Source organism: Maribacter sp. LLG6340-A2 (assembly GCF_045057105.1).
GTDB lineage: Bacteria > Bacteroidota > Bacteroidia > Flavobacteriales > Flavobacteriaceae > Maribacter.
On record NZ_CP159332.1, the window covers coordinates 1,076,156 to 1,092,226 of the forward strand.

Below are 16,071 nucleotides of genomic sequence, written 5' to 3' on the forward strand. Positions count from 1 at the left end.
CATTTTCCGTTGGAAAAGTCCGCAACCAATCATACACAAGACCGTTATCTGCAAGCTCAAAAATGATTAACTACGACAAAATATTTCAGATTAGTGAATCTCATTCAAATAGACCATTCAGAGGGAAAATCGAGAACTTTGACTTTGCCGAACCTGAAATTTCGAGAGGAGAAAAAGACTTGACTGAAATTGTTCCTGTCAAACATACCATGGGCGGAAAAACTCTATACGATTTTATTTGGACAACAAACGCATTCCCATTAATTGTGAGTAAAAGAGTAATTGAATTGTTTAAATCAAACGCAATTACTGGATGGAAAACTTATGATGTCAAGGTTTACTCAAAAAAAGACGAGTTAATAGACGAAAAATATTTTGGGCTTATAATAACAGGTCGTTGCGGGTATAGGGACTATTCAACAAGCTCAATCGTTATGGACACAATCGGAGTTACAACTGAGCCTCATTTAAAAGGACATTATTTTAAAGATGACTTTTGGGACGGTTCGGATTTGTTTATGTCTAACCCAGATGAAAAGGGAGAATCAACTATGTATCGATTTTGTAGCGAAAGAGTAGTTCAATTATTTGAAAAAGAGAAAGTACAAAATATCGTGTTTAAAGAAGCGACTGAATTAACTATGTCTATTTCTTCATACGAAATTGAGTTATACGAAATTGTGTTAACTGAGAAACAGAAGATAGAAATCGAAAAGTTAAAAACCAGCAGATAACAATACCTAAACGTAATGCGGACTTTAGAGCAAAACCGAAAGGTCTGTGTATATTTATAATGTCGCTAAATCTTATGGATTTAGCTTTGGACAAGAAAAAATAAAACTAAACAATAAGCTTTAGCTTCGTGCGCAGACGGAAACGAAAAGTTTCCTTGCCTCCGCACTACGCATAGCTAAACCGATGATGTTGCATTCTCCTACGTCGACCCTATGTGCTACATCTCGTACCTCGATTCTCGCACAAAGGGAAATGCAACATCATCGCAGCGCTATGACAGATTACATAAAGCCGTAGGATAAGAGGTCATTTGCCAAATACGACGCTTAACGGAAGAAAACAACCCAACATATCAAGTCACTATATGTAATCTGGACCGGGTCATTTTATTCCCAATACAATCGAAAACCAAAAAAGGTTTTCATTATATTTCCATAAAATAACCCGGACTACACATAGCGCTGCGTTGGCAAACATATAAGATGACTCTAACAAAGAAGGAAGAATACGGTCAAATTGAACTAACCTCTAAAAAAATTATAAAGGTTATTGGCGGATTGAATCCATTAGAATTAAATTCTTCTGACTTGTTGATTATTGGCGAATTTACAACCGCGAATGGACCATTTATTGACGATTGGTTTCTGACATTAATAACAGAAAGCGAATGGATTGAAATTCCAATGTATACCGACGGAATGACGGAATTTTTAACTGATTTAGGAAAAATACTTAATGCGGATTTAAATGCTCAATTGACAAATAGTGCCGATTGGAAAACTCGAATTATGTATCCGACTGAATTTAAAGATAAAGAACTTTATGTAGTCGAGGACGAAATACCAAATTCGTTTTTAGGAAAAGTAAAAAAACAAGTAACAGGTGGAAAGTCGATAAGAAAATTATCTTCCGACATTATAAAACTTGTAGAAAAATAAAATACGTTTGCCAACAATGTATAAAAATAATTGCTCAATTTTGGGCTTAACCAAAGGTAGTTGCAAGTTTACTACGTCTGATTTTCCTGCGGAAAATCCTCGCACGTAAACCCGCAACTATTCTTATACGTAACCGTTGCCAACAAGCTGACAAAAACACTCTGAATTGAAAACCAAACAATCATACCTGAAAGGAAAATCTGTTTTTATAGTTTCATTACTTGTAATCGGAATTACAATTCTGACTGTTTATCTGACTGGAATTAATTACAATCGGAGTTTGACTTCAAATCTCTATTTGTCACTTGGAATTATAGCTACAGCACTATTCCTATTTATGACTTACGGACTCTATACTGGAATTGGACTGATTGACAACTTTCCAAATTTTCGGAATTTCCAAACGGGCGATTTGACAAGCGGAGCTTCACCACATATTGATATGCCTTCGATTGACGTTGGAGACGGAATTGGCGGACTGATATTATCAATTGTATTATGGATTGCGATGTCGATACTTTTCGTGGTTTTACTAATCGTATTAGAAGCTGTTTTTTGGTTTTCTTTATTTATAATTTTAGCAATGCTTTACTGGATTTTCTTTAGAGCATTGAAATTTGTTTTTAATAAATCAAAAGATACGAAAGGAGATATTGGAATTTCAGCAGTTTACTCGCTGACTTACACTCTACTCTATGTTGGTTGGATATTCGGAATCGTATATCTGACTGAAATAATAAAATAAAGCCAGTTGGCAACAACGTGTATAATTCATTGCTAGTACAGGCTTACTTACGAAAATCCTCGCGGATTTTCTATTCGGTTAGTATTTGCTAAATTAGTTGCTGAAACACGCAACGAAATCATACACAAAACCGATGATGTTGCATTCTCCTACGTCGACCCTATGTGCTACATCTCGTACCTCGATTCCCGCACAAAGGGAAATGCAACATCATCGCAGCGCTATGACAGATTACATAAAGCCGTAGGATAAGAGGTCATTTGCCAAATACGACGCTTAACGGAAGAAAATAACCCAACATATCAAGTCACTATATGTAATCTGGACCGGGTCATTTTATTCCCAATACAATCGAAAACCAAAAAAGGTTTTCATTATATTTCCATAAAATAACCCGGACTACACATAGCGCTGCGTTGGCAATAATTAGAATAACTGAATGGGAAGTATAACATATAATTTTTTAACAGACAGTTATTTCTTTAATCAAGGAGAATTAGATTCAGGGTTTAAAGATTATTCTGATGATAAAATCTATCAAGAATTAGAAAAATACAGGAATCATTGCCTGAATAATTTTGAAGAATTAAAAAACGAAATATCAGAGAATAAATCATCTCTGAAAGTATTCGCTACCATTGACGATATTTCAATTTCATTTCTATCTCAAACGGCTCTTTACATTCAGCAATTTATTATTAGTGACCCATTATTTAAATTGACAGAAAGGTCAGGGGAAAAAACAGAAGTAATGTCAAATTATCTAGGATTTAACCCTCCTAGCCTAGACAGAGATAAACTCGTTTCAGTTTTGAAGTTTTTGAAAAAAATCACTCCCTTTATTACTAATGATTATGTGAAAATTCTTCCTTACAATATATTTTTTGAAACATCTAAAGAAGTTCCGTTTAGGCTTCCGAAAGATTATGATAATGGAATTCTTCCAAAACCAATTCTTGACTTTTTCAAAGAAAAAACCATTGTATCTCCATTAACAAAAATGGAAAATGGAGGTTGGGCAATAATTGATGGAGAGTTAAAACCGACTCGAGCAATTAATATTAGGTACAAGGATTTAGATATTAGAAATGGAGAATTATTTTTCTTATTTCAAACGCAAGTGACAGATTTTAATGAGGAAACAGGTGTCGCTCAATTTCGACAACATTTGCCAGAAACACCTCCTGATATTGAACATTTTAATGCTTGGATTACACAATCTGTAAATCAATCTGCTAAAAGAGTCTTTGACAAAATCTATCTAGAAAATATGATTGCAAGTTCAATTGACTCTACCTTTTTATGTAACGACAATTTTACGAGTTCTCTTTTAAATCAAACATTTGAACAAAAGGAAAATATTAAAACTTTCACAGCAAATGAATTAATCAATTTAGACCTTCCTTTCATTAATAATATTGACCCAAATAAATTAATGGAAATACGAAAGTATGAAGAAGATGTTTTTACTAATTTCAGAGTAGAATTAGAACGTAATTTTCGTGAAATTAGAGGACTAACAGACCCTAAGGACATAATTTTAAAAAGAGAAAATATAATTCACGAACTAAATGAGGTACAACTATCTAAAATTGACTCAAAATTTAGTCATATAAAGAAACAAATTGGAGCAAATGCTACAATTTTAACTGGTAGTCTTTTAGCTTCATCAATAACAAATGGCTTTAGTCTTTTGGCTTTGATTCATACAATGGCTAAAGGATATAAATCATATAATGATTATATAAAAGACGTAAAAATGAATCCATCGTATATGTTATGGAAATTGAAGAAAAAATAACTATTGCCAACAACGTATATAGCTCATAGCTAATTAGTTGCTAAACTCAATGTTAAGGCATATTTGGAAAGTCGCCAAATTTTTAAATTTGACGATTTCCAAGAAAAAAAGATAAACAGTAAAATTTAAAAATCTGGCTTGTGCTCAACCGAAAATTTATTGCTAATGTACACGCTACAAGCCATATACACAACCGTTAGCAGCAATATCACAAAAATTTGGATTTGGTTTGTTTTTGGTGTAAATTAGCATCAAAATATATTTCTTATGGCTAGACAGAGCATATCTTTCACGCGACCAAATGATGAATGGTTAAAAACGCAAGTTGATAATCAAGAATACTCAAGTAAAAGCGAACTTGTTAATGACTTAATTCGTCAGGCTAGAAATCAACAAATAGAAATTGACTGGATAAGAGCTAAATTGGAAAAATCTGAAAATAGCGGATTTACCAATGATAGCAAGGAACAAATCTTAGCACAATCCAAGTCTAATCTTAATGACTAAGTATAGATTAAGTAATGAGACTAAAAATGACCTGATACGCATTCATCGTTACGGAACCAAAAAATTTGGAGTGCAACAAGCGGATATATATTTCGAAACGTTTTTTGAATATTTTGACATTATAGCCAAAAGACCATATTCATTTGAATCTGTCGAATACATTAAGAAAGGGTATCGGAGATGTGTTTGCGGTTCGGACAGTATTTACTACAAAATCAATAATGATACGGTCGACATAATGTCGATAGTCGGAAAACAGGATTTGAAAAACATACTCTAAACCTCACGCAAAAATACTATTGCCAACACAACCTAAACGTAATGCTGACTTTAGGTCAAAACCGAAAGGTCTGTGTATATTTATGAAGTCGCTAAATCTTATGGATTTAGCTTTGGACAAGAAAAAATAAAACTAAACCTGCCTCGCCGGCAGGCAGGCAATAAGCTTTAGCTTCGTACGTAGACGGAAACGAAAAGTTTCCTTGCCTCCCGCACTACGTTTAGCTAAACGGTTAGCAAAAACTACCTAGCCGTACTTTCTCACTCAAATAAAAAGTCCGCTTAGGGACGTAAGTCCCGATTTTTTAAGTCTTACACCGATCTATGTTTAAATAGATTTCACTCCTAATCAAACTTATTAATATAGACTGAATATCCGCAAAAAACTTGAACTTAATAAATATTATGGCTTTTGTTTAAAGAAATGCCTAGAATAAAAAAATTGAAACACTATCATCAACGTCTTTTTTACTAAATTGCCAACCAATCAGAAAACTAAAACTGCATACGTTTTTGCATACGATTTTATAATTTGATAGCGGCTGAGCCCAATAAAACCGTTGGAAATTTTCCATACGAGGAGCTCATAACCCGAAGGTCGCTGGTTCGAGTCCAGTCCCCGCTACTAAGGCTTAGGTCAATGAAAACAACGGTTCGTGTACGCACGAACCGTTGTTTTATGTCTTTAATCTCCGTACTTTTATTAAACGTACACGAAAACGTACACGTTTTATGCATGAAATTGAACTATTCCGACCCCAAAATCTATACAGGTGGAGTCGACATTGATCAGTGGTCAAAATTGTCGAAGAAGGAACAGAAAGCTGCCCTTAAAAAATTGGTATTTTTCTATCGTTGGTTACAATTAAAATCAATCTAATTTGAAAACCGATTATATGCTGGAATATATTTTTCCTTTAATGTTCCGAATAATCGGCGTAACTGTGACTGTTTCAGGAATTATATTACTCATCAGCTTTCCATATCAAATAATTGGCGGAATTACTTTCTTTCTAGTAGGTATGACCCTTGTCTTTTTGAGAAGAGGTATTGTTCTAGATTTTGAAAGGAAAAAATTCAAAGAATATTTTGGACTCTTATTTATCAAACTCGGTAAATGGAACAATCTGAGCGGATATATGAATATTTCCGTTTTAATGATGAACATTAAAAGCACTGGATTTAGTAGTACCGGACTGAAATTCACCGAAAAAACAAGATATATCGCATCTATTTCATGGACAATTCTCACAGAAAAAATTACGTATAATGGATTTCGAAAAAATGGAAAGTGCAATATCTAAGGCAAAGGTAATTGCTGAAAAAATGGAAATGAAATTTACTGAATATAATCCCAAATAAATGACTAAAATTTATAGCTACAATTCCTTAACTTGAAACCTAAGAAACAAACAAGAATCTACAAGGTTAGAAACTAATTTAGTGTAAACCATGTCTCTTAACGAACATATAAAACACCGAAATGGACATTAAGAATTTTAAAGTAGCCGTAATCATAATAATATTTATTTCATTACCAAGAATAGCTTTCGGGCAAGACAACTCTATTTTTGGTGCATCCTTAGGTTTGGGATTGACAAACATGACGGGTAGTGCAAGTGAAACAACAAATTTATCTGCGGACATAGGGTATACAATAGGAATCAATTTTGAACAGGAATTCAGCGAGAGAACATCTTTGAACCTTAACCTTCTTTATTCGAGAAAAAATGTTAGACGTGGATATAACACACTTCCTAACTATCCAATAAATCAAGAGAAGGACTATTTGAAAATGTCATTTGATTATATTGAATTGCCTATAACGATTCGATACGAGGTTATTTCACAAAGTGCATTTTTCATTAATGGTGGGGTCTTCTTTAGTTATCTCTTAAATACCAAACTTTCTGAGGAAAATAATCCACCTAATTTATTAGCAACACCCTGGACAGAGAAAGTTGATTATGGACTCTCATTTGGAATTGCAAAAAAAATCTCAATCAACCAGAATAATACGTTTGTCTTAGAATTAAGGGACAATCTAGGAATGAAAAATCTTATCGATCCTGATTCGCAATATAATTTGAAATCTAATACTTTATATTTTCTCGTTACATGGGAGTTTGGAAAATAAATACGTTTGCCAGCAAGGTGTATAATTAATTGCGGTCAGATTTTCTAATTGGAAATCCTAGCAATCAATTATCTTTATAGTCAGGCGGATATTTTTCTTCGGAAAAGTCCGAAACTAATCATAGCCGCAAAATTTCCTCCAAGCTGTAAAAAATACTCGTAACAAATATCAAAGCATCGCATCTATCATATAGACACTAAAACGAAAATAATGCGACCAACAATTTTAATTACCATAATACTATTTCAGCTATCAACTTTAAAAGGACAGACTTCGTTAAAAGAAATAAACCTGAATTACGGTAAATACAAAGTTGGATTTGAGCATTATACAACAGTTGACAGTACAAGAACCTATAGTGTCCATAATGAATTTAACAATCAACTTATAAACAGACCTATACCAATAAGTTTATGGTATCCTACTGAAATTCAAGAAGGTATATCTACAGAATTAAGTGTTTTAGATTATTTGAAAATTTTAAAGGAAGAAGAGGAATGGAAAAATTTGCCGAATGACTTTCTACTTGATTGGTTTCCCTATTTATGGAATACTCCACAATACAAAGCACATCTTTCTGAGAAAGTAACTGCTTTTTCCAATTCAATTCCTTTAAAAGGAAAATTTCCTGTCATTGTATATGCACCCAGTTACCAAGCATCATCAATTGAAAATTTTTCATTATTCGAGTATTTAGCCAGCAATGGTTTTGTAGTAATATCAAGTCCGTCAAGAGGTACAGAAACAAGATGGTTAGAAGGTGGAACTACAAAAGATATGGAAACACAATCCAGGGATGTAGAAATTCTTTTAAAAGAAATTAATAGATACAAAAATACCGACCTTAAAAATATAGCACTTATGGGATTTAGCTTTGGTGGACTTTCCAATGCTATTACTGTAATGAAGCATAAGAATATAAACGCAATTGTAAGTTTAGATGGAACTGAAAGATATAATTACGCTGTATTGGAAAAATCACCCTACTTTAATTTAGACAGATTTGCTATTCCATATATTCATTTTGCTCAAAAAGAAATACCAGAAGAAGTCCTAAAGAGCGATAAAATTCCTGCCGAATTAAATTACAGATTCCAATTAAAAGACTCTTTGAAATACAGTAATACTTTTAGTTATAGATTTCACGACCTAACTCATTCCTACTTTAGTTCTTTTGGTGTATTATTTGCCAACAGAGATAAAAGGCAAGACAAAAGTGATGATAAAATTATGGCTTCCTATAAATTACTTTCTGAATACACGTTGCAGTTTTTAAATGCAACACTGAAAAATGACAAGTATGGCAAGGAATATATTGAAAATAGCCCAGATAAAAATGGGGTCTTAGAAACTTTGATTTCAAAAGAGATAAAGCAAGCAAAAACAAAGAAATTTGATTATAAAGACTTCAACGATTTGGCTTTCAATCAAGGTTATGAAGATTTAATTCCGTTATATAAAAAAACAATTGCCAAACATCCGGAGCTTGAGTTACAAGAAGGTATGCTAAATACCTTAGGTTTGCGCTTGGTATTTAACCCTAAACAAATTGAACAAGGAGTTAATGTCTTTTTATTAGCATTACATATATATCCAAATTCAGCGAATCTATACGATAGTTTAGCTGAAGGTTATTTTTATACTAAAGATTTTAAAAATGCAATTTCAAATTACAAAAAGTCGCTGAAATTGAATCCCGAGAATCAAAATGCAATTACTAGATTAAAACAACTTCGGGAATAAACTAACAGGTATCATAACCTAAACGTAATGTGTACTTTAGGGCAAAAACAAAAGGTCTGTGTATATTTATGAAGTTGCTAAATCTTTTAATTTGTCTCTAAAAATGTAAAAATTAAAACAGGCTAATTTAGTGTAAAGGCCAATCTTTACCTTGTGTAAACCATCTCCCTTTACGAAAAATTATTGAACATAAAATTCCAATCACTTGTCAGACAGTTTGTTAAAGATGTATTCTATAAATGAATTCTTGGCTATTAAATAAGCTATATGAAAAAAAATATTACGCTGCTGTTAATAGTGTTGGCATTTGTTGGTTGCTCTACGCAAGTAAGCGGGCAAGATTCGTTAAAAACACAACCAAAAAACATTATCTATGCTAGTGCAGGAACTCTAGGTCTATGGTTTACGGCAAGTGCCAACTATGAGCGAAAATTATTCTCCACGGATAATAAGTTTTATGCAAATTATTACCTGCGAGCTTGCGCTGGAGCATCTGCTTCATGGGGCGCAGATGGGCCTTATGGTTCTCTAAGTTTACAAGGGGTTTATGGTGCAAAAAAGTCTCATTTAGAACTGGGTTTAGGGTTAAGTGCGTTATTTGATAAGGGCAATTATGACAATGATATTAGTTATGCCAATTACTTCAATGAACCAGACCCATCTAGGGGAGATTATACAGATTGGCTTCCAGCCGTAACCATTGGATATCGCTATCAAAGACCAATGGGCGGAATTGTTTTTCGCACAGGAATAGGTTTTCCTGATGGTGCTTACCTATCATTAGGTTTGGCTTTTTAGTAAGTTTATACTATTGGATGAGAACCGCATGGAAATATACTATGTACTACACAATCACTGAAAAGAACAAACTGAGCGAAACAATTTACTGAAAAACAAACTTAAATTTTATGAAAATAATAGCCGATACTGTAGTAAATTTAATGGTTTGGGCCTACTTCTACTATTTGAACACTTTATAGGAAAGTGACATGCAGTTGGCTACTATTCTTTATACCAACCGCCATCAAATCAACCTAGCCGTACTTTTTACCTATCTATGTTTAAATAGATTTTACTCCTAATCAATTATGTTAAGGAAGGCTGAATATCAGCAAAGAACGTGGCCTTAATAATAACAGCTATGGCTTTTTTTTAAACATACGCTTAATCATGTCTATATTAATTAGGTAGAACAAATGCTTGTCTATCTTCACAATCGATACGTAATTTAAAGTATATTCTTAATAAAACCAGAAACTTTTATATGATGACACTATTATTTTCACCAAAATTTTTATCCAAAAAAGATGTATTTTGAAATAGTTAATATCAATGTAACACAAAAAATACATAACCTTAATACCTTTAAAACATGGCAGAAGTAACAATAGAAAAGAACGAGAAACTTGCGAATATGACCTTTGGTTCCATTTATCCACATTACCTAAATAGGATAAAAAAGCATAAACGAACCAAAGAAGAGCTTGATCAGGTTATTTTATGGTTAACGGGGTATGACCAATCTATATTAGATTCCTTTATTGATGGCAATGGTACATATAGAGATTTTTTCATAGGAGCAAAAATGCATCAAAATGCCCACCTGATAAAAGGTGTGGTCTGTGGATATCGTATTGAAGAAATACCGGAAGAGTTTGCCATTTATCGGGATTGCCGGCGTATGGAAAAACTAATAGATGAATTGGCCAAAGGTCGCAAAATGGAAAAAATATTACGCACGGAAAAATAATTACGCTAGAACCTTAATCCTTCCAAGCTATAAAACAAAGTGCTACCGATACGCGAATATTCTAATAGCCACATCAATCTCAACCTTCGTTATTTCAAACATTATCATGTATTGAGTACAGTATTAATTAAAACTTTGAGGCGGTCTATACTTTTATACCCTCCTAAAACCCATTTAGTTCTCTTCAATTGTTTCAACATATTGTTCTGTTGTTTTTTGTAGATTTTCTGAAAGTGATTTAAGCCAAATGATATGGTTTGAAATTAAATAGGCCTCCTGCAGTACATGCAATGTTTCAGTATCCAAAGTAGTTTTTCCTGAACTTATCTCCTCATCACGTCTTTGCGATAATTGGCTATACTTAGCAAGTAATTTGTCTTCAGCGTCATCGATGGTATGTTGAGACTTGTTATTGATCATTTTACCTTGCTCCAAAGTTTCATAGGCTATCTGCAAGGAAATTGAAATTTTTCCAAACATAGATTGTAAAGCTGCTGAAGCCGGCGTGGTCCTATGATTGACCACAAAATTACCTATTGCAGCAATTGCAGAAAGTATGGCCTGGTTTAAGGTGACCAATTCATAAAGTAATTGGAAATTTTTTTGTTTTGATTTTGGGTCTTGGGTAAGCCGTTGAAATGAGGCATTTAAATTGCTTATAGCCAAAAAAGTATCCTTTCTTGCTATATTATAGGACAATTTATGCGTTGTAGTATCCTCATAAAAATTCTGTAATGCCAACAAATAACCATTGTTCATTTTAAACGCATTTAATAAAACCTTTTTAAAATTATCCGCTTCCCAACTAGGAAGAATGGTATAGTTGGCCACTACCGCAATAACCGCTCCCAAAATCGTATCAATTACCCGGTATTGTATTACCTCAAAGGCATTGGGGTTAATCAAGGAATAAACAAATACAATACTTATGGTAATTAAAGCAGCCGCAAACTTGTAATTTCTTTGTATCAATGAAAAGGCTAAAATCAAAGAAACAAATGCCAATAAGGAATAAACAATTATATTTTGGGTCAATAGAACAACTCCTATTGCAAATAAGGCGCCGAACAAGGTTCCAATAATCCTATCTGTAGATCGTGCCTTGGTAAGCCCATAACTTGGCCGCATTATGACCACAACGGTTAAAAGAATCCAATACGTGTTTTGTATGGCCATAAAATATCCTAAAACATAGGCAAACAGTATAGCAATGGCAAAGCGAAAAGCATGGCGGAACATGGTAGATTTGAAACTTAAATTTTGGGTCAATACCTTAATTCCAAATTCCTGTATGGTCAAAAAATGATCTGATTCCTTTCTTTTTAACGTTATACCGGGCGCGTTCTTTACATTCGCCATAATACGTCTAACCACCCTTATTTCCTCAACAAGCCGTTCTTGGTAATCAAAAATTGTTTTTAGCGTTAATGCTCCTTCCCTTGCCGCTGGCAGACCTATATCATTTACATATTCCGAAATTGTTTCATTGGCTTTTTTCAATGCGTTCAGCAATACATGTTTATTGGGAATTTTATCTTTCTGTATCAATAATTCCGATAGATGAACAAGATGCTCTCCCAATTTATTATTGATTTCCTTAAAAGGTTTTAGATAATTTCCATGTTTGACAAAAATGTTATGAATTTGATTATTATCGATATGTATTGCCTCTATCAGTTCAAACATATTGACCGATGCACGCAACATAAGTAACTGTTTTTCTTCATATGGAGAAAGGCCTGAACGTTTACGTTGTGTAAGCAAAATTTCACGTAAGGTTTCATGCTTTTCATTAATTTGATTTTGTAGAAAAAATGATTTTCGCACAAGTTCTTCGCGTTGGTCCTCACTGGCCCACAACTTGGTACGTAATTGTAAATATTTGCCTAATTCATGTAAGGTGTCGGACAATAATTGATTCTGGTCTTTCTCTGGCGCCAACCGTTGAAAAATTAATGAAACCATTAAATACCATAGACCACCTACCCCCATTAACCCCACTTGTACAAAAATCTGCAAGGGTGTTTCCTTTTGAATGGCAAATGCCAAAACCATAGCCAATAGACCTGAAAAAGAAAGTAAAGACGCCCTAAATCCGTATACGGAAATCAAGGATACCACAAATGAGACTGCTACAATAACCAGTAATAAAATGGGTAACATTGGCTTGGCAAATAGCACCAAAAGGGATATGACCATGGTCAAAACAATACTGATCAATATGGCATGTACCTTTCTTGTTTTACTACCAGGTATATCGCTAGGGGCGTTTAATAGAACACCTACGACAATAGCAGGTGCATACTCAAAATACCCAATTGCATATAAAATAGCAAAGGGCACTATGATCCCAACACCTAACCGCACTCCACGGTCAAAGCTTGTACTTTTAAAAAACAGCTCTAATTGAGTTAGTTTCTCTTTCAATGACTATTGATTTTAGCGGTAAAGTTAGTCATGATTATCCTGATACAATGAACTTTATACTCTTTAACATGAAACCAGTCAATTATCTAATTGATAGCGTCTTTATCTGTCCAGTATATCCTTTAATTTTCCGTCAGATACTAAAAATGAAAACATCATGAGACAAATATTATACGCAATAGTGGTCACTTTTTGCTTAACCTCGTGTTCAAGTTCCAAGCAAATAAGTGTAGATAATACGGGTTCTTCTACTGGTAAGGTGACAAACAATACTACCCAATCAGAAACTCCAGAACCTTCCACAACGGGCGAAAATTCAACGAATACACCAAGCCATTTAAATGTCAGTGCCGCTGCACAGGCAAACGGTTCTACCGGTGCCATGAACAACCAAATGGCAAAATCAAATGCTAAGGATGGTATTGCTAATGATCAAAGCATGTTTACTACTTTAAACATGACCAATGATCAGATCAAAAGCTACAATGCCGCTATGAAGCGCTTTAAGGAACAACAAAAAAATAGGGCAAGTGGAGAAATAATGGGTTCCATAGAAAGCGAACGCAGCAGACAATTAAAAGATATTCTTACGCAAGAACAATATGAGATGTATAAAAAAATAGAAAGAAGCGGTAACTAATGTCTACTATAATCTTTATGAAAAAGGAAATTGAGTATGGATTGCCGTAAACGGTTTGTGATTGCACAAACCGTTTTTCATGTCTTATCATTTTTTATAAATTCCACAAAATAAGGGAAGAATGTAATTTTTGAAGTTTATTACGGAATAGCGTAAAGACATTACATAATTAGGACTTAGGTTTGAAGCAAAATATATGAAATAAGTTTTGGCCATCCTACCGAAAAAGTATTTCGGGGGAACTAACTGATTTGGTAGGTATGGCCTTTTATTGCTTTCATACCTTATAGGTTTTTTAAAATAAATACCATTTACAGAACTAAGAATAATATTTTGGCCGATAATGTTTTCTGGTTTTATTTCTTGGTGCAACACAAAATATATCAATCGTTTTAATAAGAATTATGCTATTGATGCCCTAGATTTAAATAAGTATCTATTTTGGCATATTCAATTATGGTGCTTACCTTGTTTACCATACTGGTTTTAAGCATGATTAATTTATGATCACATTAATTGAAAGAGCATCAACTTTCCTAAGCAGAATAGCCATAAAAAGCGATGGCGATAATTTCACCTATCAACAACTACTAGATACCTCTGCAAACGTAGCTGCACATTTATTACAAGACCGCAAGGATTTAAAAGAAGATAGAATTGCGTTTCTTGTTCCGGCAAGTTTTTCCTACGCCGCAGTACAATGGGGAATTTGGCGAGCAGGTGGTATAGCTGTTCCGTTGTGTGAAAAGCATCCATTACCTTCTATTCAATATGTATTAGAAGATACTAAGGCCACCACGGTAATTTATAGCGAAGCATTTGAAGAGCTACTGTCACCACTTTTTAAAAGTACCGATATTCAATTTTTAAAATATACGGATATTGCCCCTAAAAAATGCGAGCTCCCTACAATATCCTTAGACCGCAGGGCTCTAATTTTATATACCAGTGGCACCACCGGCTTGCCAAAAGGTGTAGTGACAACCCATGCCAATATTGAAGCACAGATTACGGCTTTGACCACTTCTTGGGAGTGGAATAAAAATGACCATGTTTTAAATGTTTTACCGCTTCACCACGTACATGGAATTATAAACATGCTTAGCTGCGCCCTTTGGAGCGGCGCTTGCTGTCAGTTTTTACCAAAATTTAGCCCTAAAGCCATTTTCAACATCTTTCTTAAAGGTGAGGTCAATGTTTTTATGGCCGTACCAACTATTTACTTTAAATTAATTACCTATTTCAACCAGCTTCCTAAAGACGAGCAAAACACCATTTCTAAGCAATTGTCCAAATTTAGGCTTATGGTTTCAGGATCTGCAGCATTACCCGTTAGTGTTTTAGAGGAATGGAAAGAGATTAGCGGACATATATTATTGGAACGTTATGGAATGACCGAGATGGGTATGGCCATCAGTAACCCCTATAACGGAACCCGTAGACCAGGTCATATTGGCCAACCTTTACACGGGGTATCCATTAGACTGGCCGATGAAAACAACCAGGAGGTTGCCGTTGGCGAACAAGGTGAAATACAAATTAAAGGACCCAACGTATTTAAGGAATATTGGGGAAAACCAGATGCCACCGCAGAGACATTTACTGAAGACGGATGGTTTAAATCTGGTGATATAGCCGTTTATGATGTAGATAGTTATCAAATTTTAGGTAGAAACTCTGTAGACATCATTAAATCTGGTGGCTATAAAATCTCTGCTTTAGAAATTGAGGAAGTATTACGTACCCACCCTAATATTAAAGATTGTGGAGTTGTTGGTATTCCTGATTTGGAATGGGGAGAAATTATTGGGGCAAGTATCATTTTAAAATCCGGTGCGTTGTCTATTGATGATTTAACTTCGTGGATTCAAGAAAAACTTCCTGCTTATAAAACGCCCAGAAAATATATTTTCCAAGATGACCTTCCAAGAAATGTAATGGGCAAGGTTACCAAAAACGAACTTAAAAAATTGTTTAGTTAAAAATCCGTTCAATGAAAATTTATGGGGTAGCATTACTGGCAGCTTGTTTTTTAACGGGAAAACTATTAGGTAATCTCTTAGGAAAACTAATTAATATTAATAGTGATATTGGCGGAGTTGGTTTTGCTATGATCCTTTTGATCGCATCTAGTATTTACCTTCGTAAAAAAGGATGGCTCATTCCTGAAACGGAGAAAGGCATTCTATTTTGGAGTTCCATGTATATTCCCATTATTATTGCCATGGCAGCGACACTAAATGTAAAAGCCGCCCTATCCGGTGGTTTTGTAGCGGTGGTTGCCGGTATCATCACCACTTTTGCATGTATGTTACTGGTACCTATACTTTCTAAAATTGGCAAAAATGACAATACCCCAAAAACGTAGG

General features: G+C 34.2%; 15 protein-coding genes. 14 read left to right on the forward strand and 1 reads right to left on the reverse strand.

Going from position 1 to position 16,071, the window contains the following annotated elements; translation table 11 throughout:
• Positions 1 to 62: 62 nt before the first annotated feature.
• The 11 genes from ABVM52_RS04505 (at position 63) to ABVM52_RS04555 (ending at position 10,635) form a co-directional block, all read left to right on the forward strand.
• Positions 63 to 734, forward strand: coding sequence for a hypothetical protein (locus tag ABVM52_RS04505; RefSeq protein ID WP_405384129.1), 672 nt, complete (start codon positions 63 to 65; stop codon positions 732 to 734).
• A 483-nt stretch (positions 735 to 1,217) separates the two neighbouring features.
• Positions 1,218 to 1,673, forward strand: coding sequence for a hypothetical protein (locus ABVM52_RS04510; RefSeq protein ID WP_405384131.1), 456 nt, complete (start codon positions 1,218 to 1,220; stop codon positions 1,671 to 1,673).
• 166 nt (positions 1,674 to 1,839) lie between these two features.
• Positions 1,840 to 2,418 (forward strand): hypothetical protein, encoded by a 579-nt coding sequence (locus tag ABVM52_RS04515; RefSeq protein ID WP_405384133.1) that lies wholly within the window; start codon positions 1,840 to 1,842, stop codon positions 2,416 to 2,418.
• A 439-nt stretch (positions 2,419 to 2,857) separates the two neighbouring features.
• On the forward strand, positions 2,858 to 4,219 hold the full coding sequence (locus ABVM52_RS04520) for a hypothetical protein (RefSeq protein ID WP_405384135.1): 1,362 nt from the start codon (positions 2,858 to 2,860) through the stop codon (positions 4,217 to 4,219).
• Between the two features lie 267 nt (positions 4,220 to 4,486).
• A complete protein-coding gene (locus ABVM52_RS04525; RefSeq protein WP_405384137.1) occupies positions 4,487 to 4,726 on the forward strand; it encodes a type II toxin-antitoxin system ParD family antitoxin in 240 nt (79 codons plus the stop codon).
• Complete coding sequence (locus ABVM52_RS04530) at positions 4,719 to 5,006, forward strand: type II toxin-antitoxin system RelE/ParE family toxin (RefSeq protein ID WP_405384139.1); 288 nt, start codon at positions 4,719 to 4,721, stop codon at positions 5,004 to 5,006. The genes ABVM52_RS04525 and ABVM52_RS04530 overlap by 8 nt, the downstream gene beginning before the upstream one ends.
• A 919-nt stretch (positions 5,007 to 5,925) precedes the next feature.
• On the forward strand, positions 5,926 to 6,309 hold the full coding sequence (locus tag ABVM52_RS04535) for a hypothetical protein (protein WP_405384141.1): 384 nt from the start codon (positions 5,926 to 5,928) through the stop codon (positions 6,307 to 6,309).
• Positions 6,310 to 6,488: 179 nt separating this feature from the next.
• Positions 6,489 to 7,142 (forward strand): porin family protein, encoded by a 654-nt coding sequence (locus ABVM52_RS04540; protein WP_405384143.1) that lies wholly within the window; start codon positions 6,489 to 6,491, stop codon positions 7,140 to 7,142.
• Positions 7,143 to 7,352: 210 nt separating this feature from the next.
• Positions 7,353 to 8,885, forward strand: coding sequence for an alpha/beta hydrolase (locus ABVM52_RS04545; RefSeq protein ID WP_405384145.1), 1,533 nt, complete (start codon positions 7,353 to 7,355; stop codon positions 8,883 to 8,885).
• A gap of 267 nt (positions 8,886 to 9,152) precedes the next feature.
• Positions 9,153 to 9,683: a hypothetical protein gene (locus ABVM52_RS04550; RefSeq protein ID WP_405384147.1), complete on the forward strand. Its 531-nt coding sequence runs from the start codon at positions 9,153 to 9,155 to the stop codon at positions 9,681 to 9,683.
• 574 nt (positions 9,684 to 10,257) lie between these two features.
• Positions 10,258 to 10,635, forward strand: a complete 378-nt coding sequence (locus tag ABVM52_RS04555) for a DUF2200 domain-containing protein (RefSeq protein ID WP_405384149.1) — start codon at positions 10,258 to 10,260, stop codon at positions 10,633 to 10,635.
• Between the two features lie 174 nt (positions 10,636 to 10,809).
• Here ABVM52_RS04555 and ABVM52_RS04560 read toward each other — a convergent pair whose 3' ends face one another.
• Positions 10,810 to 13,062, reverse strand: a complete 2,253-nt coding sequence (locus ABVM52_RS04560) for an FUSC family membrane protein (RefSeq protein ID WP_405384151.1) — start codon at positions 13,060 to 13,062, stop codon at positions 10,810 to 10,812.
• A 157-nt stretch (positions 13,063 to 13,219) separates the two neighbouring features.
• Between ABVM52_RS04560 and ABVM52_RS04565 the strand changes: the two genes are divergently transcribed.
• The 3 genes from ABVM52_RS04565 to madL all read left to right on the forward strand — a co-directional run bounded on the left by ABVM52_RS04565 (position 13,220) and on the right by madL (position 16,070).
• A complete protein-coding gene (locus ABVM52_RS04565) occupies positions 13,220 to 13,702 on the forward strand; it encodes a hypothetical protein (protein WP_405384153.1) in 483 nt (160 codons plus the stop codon).
• 503 nt (positions 13,703 to 14,205) lie between these two features.
• Positions 14,206 to 15,684 carry an acyl-CoA synthetase gene (locus tag ABVM52_RS04570; RefSeq protein ID WP_405384155.1) on the forward strand — a complete coding sequence of 493 codons (1,479 nt, stop codon included), beginning with the start codon at positions 14,206 to 14,208 and terminating at the stop codon, positions 15,682 to 15,684.
• 11 nt (positions 15,685 to 15,695) lie between these two features.
• Positions 15,696 to 16,070 carry a malonate transporter subunit MadL gene (gene madL, locus ABVM52_RS04575; RefSeq protein ID WP_405384157.1) on the forward strand — a complete coding sequence of 125 codons (375 nt, stop codon included), beginning with the start codon at positions 15,696 to 15,698 and terminating at the stop codon, positions 16,068 to 16,070.
• Position 16,071: the final 1 nt, after the last annotated feature.

Excerpts from the sequence above, each read along its gene's own strand:
- ABVM52_RS04570 (WP_405384155.1), top strand. The coding sequence starts at position 14,206 with ATGATCACATTAATTGAAAGAGCATCAACTTTCCTAAGCAGAATAGCC.
- ABVM52_RS04520 (WP_405384135.1), top strand. The coding sequence starts at position 2,858 with ATGGGAAGTATAACATATAATTTTTTAACAGACAGTTATTTCTTTAAT.
- ABVM52_RS04530 (WP_405384139.1), top strand. The coding sequence starts at position 4,719 with ATGACTAAGTATAGATTAAGTAATGAGACTAAAAATGACCTGATACGC.
- ABVM52_RS04555 (WP_405384149.1), top strand. The coding sequence starts at position 10,258 with ATGGCAGAAGTAACAATAGAAAAGAACGAGAAACTTGCGAATATGACC.
- ABVM52_RS04535 (WP_405384141.1), top strand. The coding sequence starts at position 5,926 with ATGTTCCGAATAATCGGCGTAACTGTGACTGTTTCAGGAATTATATTA.
- ABVM52_RS04510 (WP_405384131.1), top strand. The coding sequence starts at position 1,218 with ATGACTCTAACAAAGAAGGAAGAATACGGTCAAATTGAACTAACCTCT.
- ABVM52_RS04540 (WP_405384143.1), top strand. The coding sequence starts at position 6,489 with ATGGACATTAAGAATTTTAAAGTAGCCGTAATCATAATAATATTTATT.
- ABVM52_RS04550 (WP_405384147.1), top strand. The coding sequence starts at position 9,153 with ATGAAAAAAAATATTACGCTGCTGTTAATAGTGTTGGCATTTGTTGGT.
- madL (WP_405384157.1), top strand. The coding sequence starts at position 15,696 with ATGAAAATTTATGGGGTAGCATTACTGGCAGCTTGTTTTTTAACGGGA.
- ABVM52_RS04525 (WP_405384137.1), top strand. The coding sequence starts at position 4,487 with ATGGCTAGACAGAGCATATCTTTCACGCGACCAAATGATGAATGGTTA.
- ABVM52_RS04565 (WP_405384153.1), top strand. The coding sequence starts at position 13,220 with ATGAGACAAATATTATACGCAATAGTGGTCACTTTTTGCTTAACCTCG.
- ABVM52_RS04545 (WP_405384145.1), top strand. The coding sequence starts at position 7,353 with ATGCGACCAACAATTTTAATTACCATAATACTATTTCAGCTATCAACT.
- ABVM52_RS04505 (WP_405384129.1), top strand. The coding sequence starts at position 63 with ATGATTAACTACGACAAAATATTTCAGATTAGTGAATCTCATTCAAAT.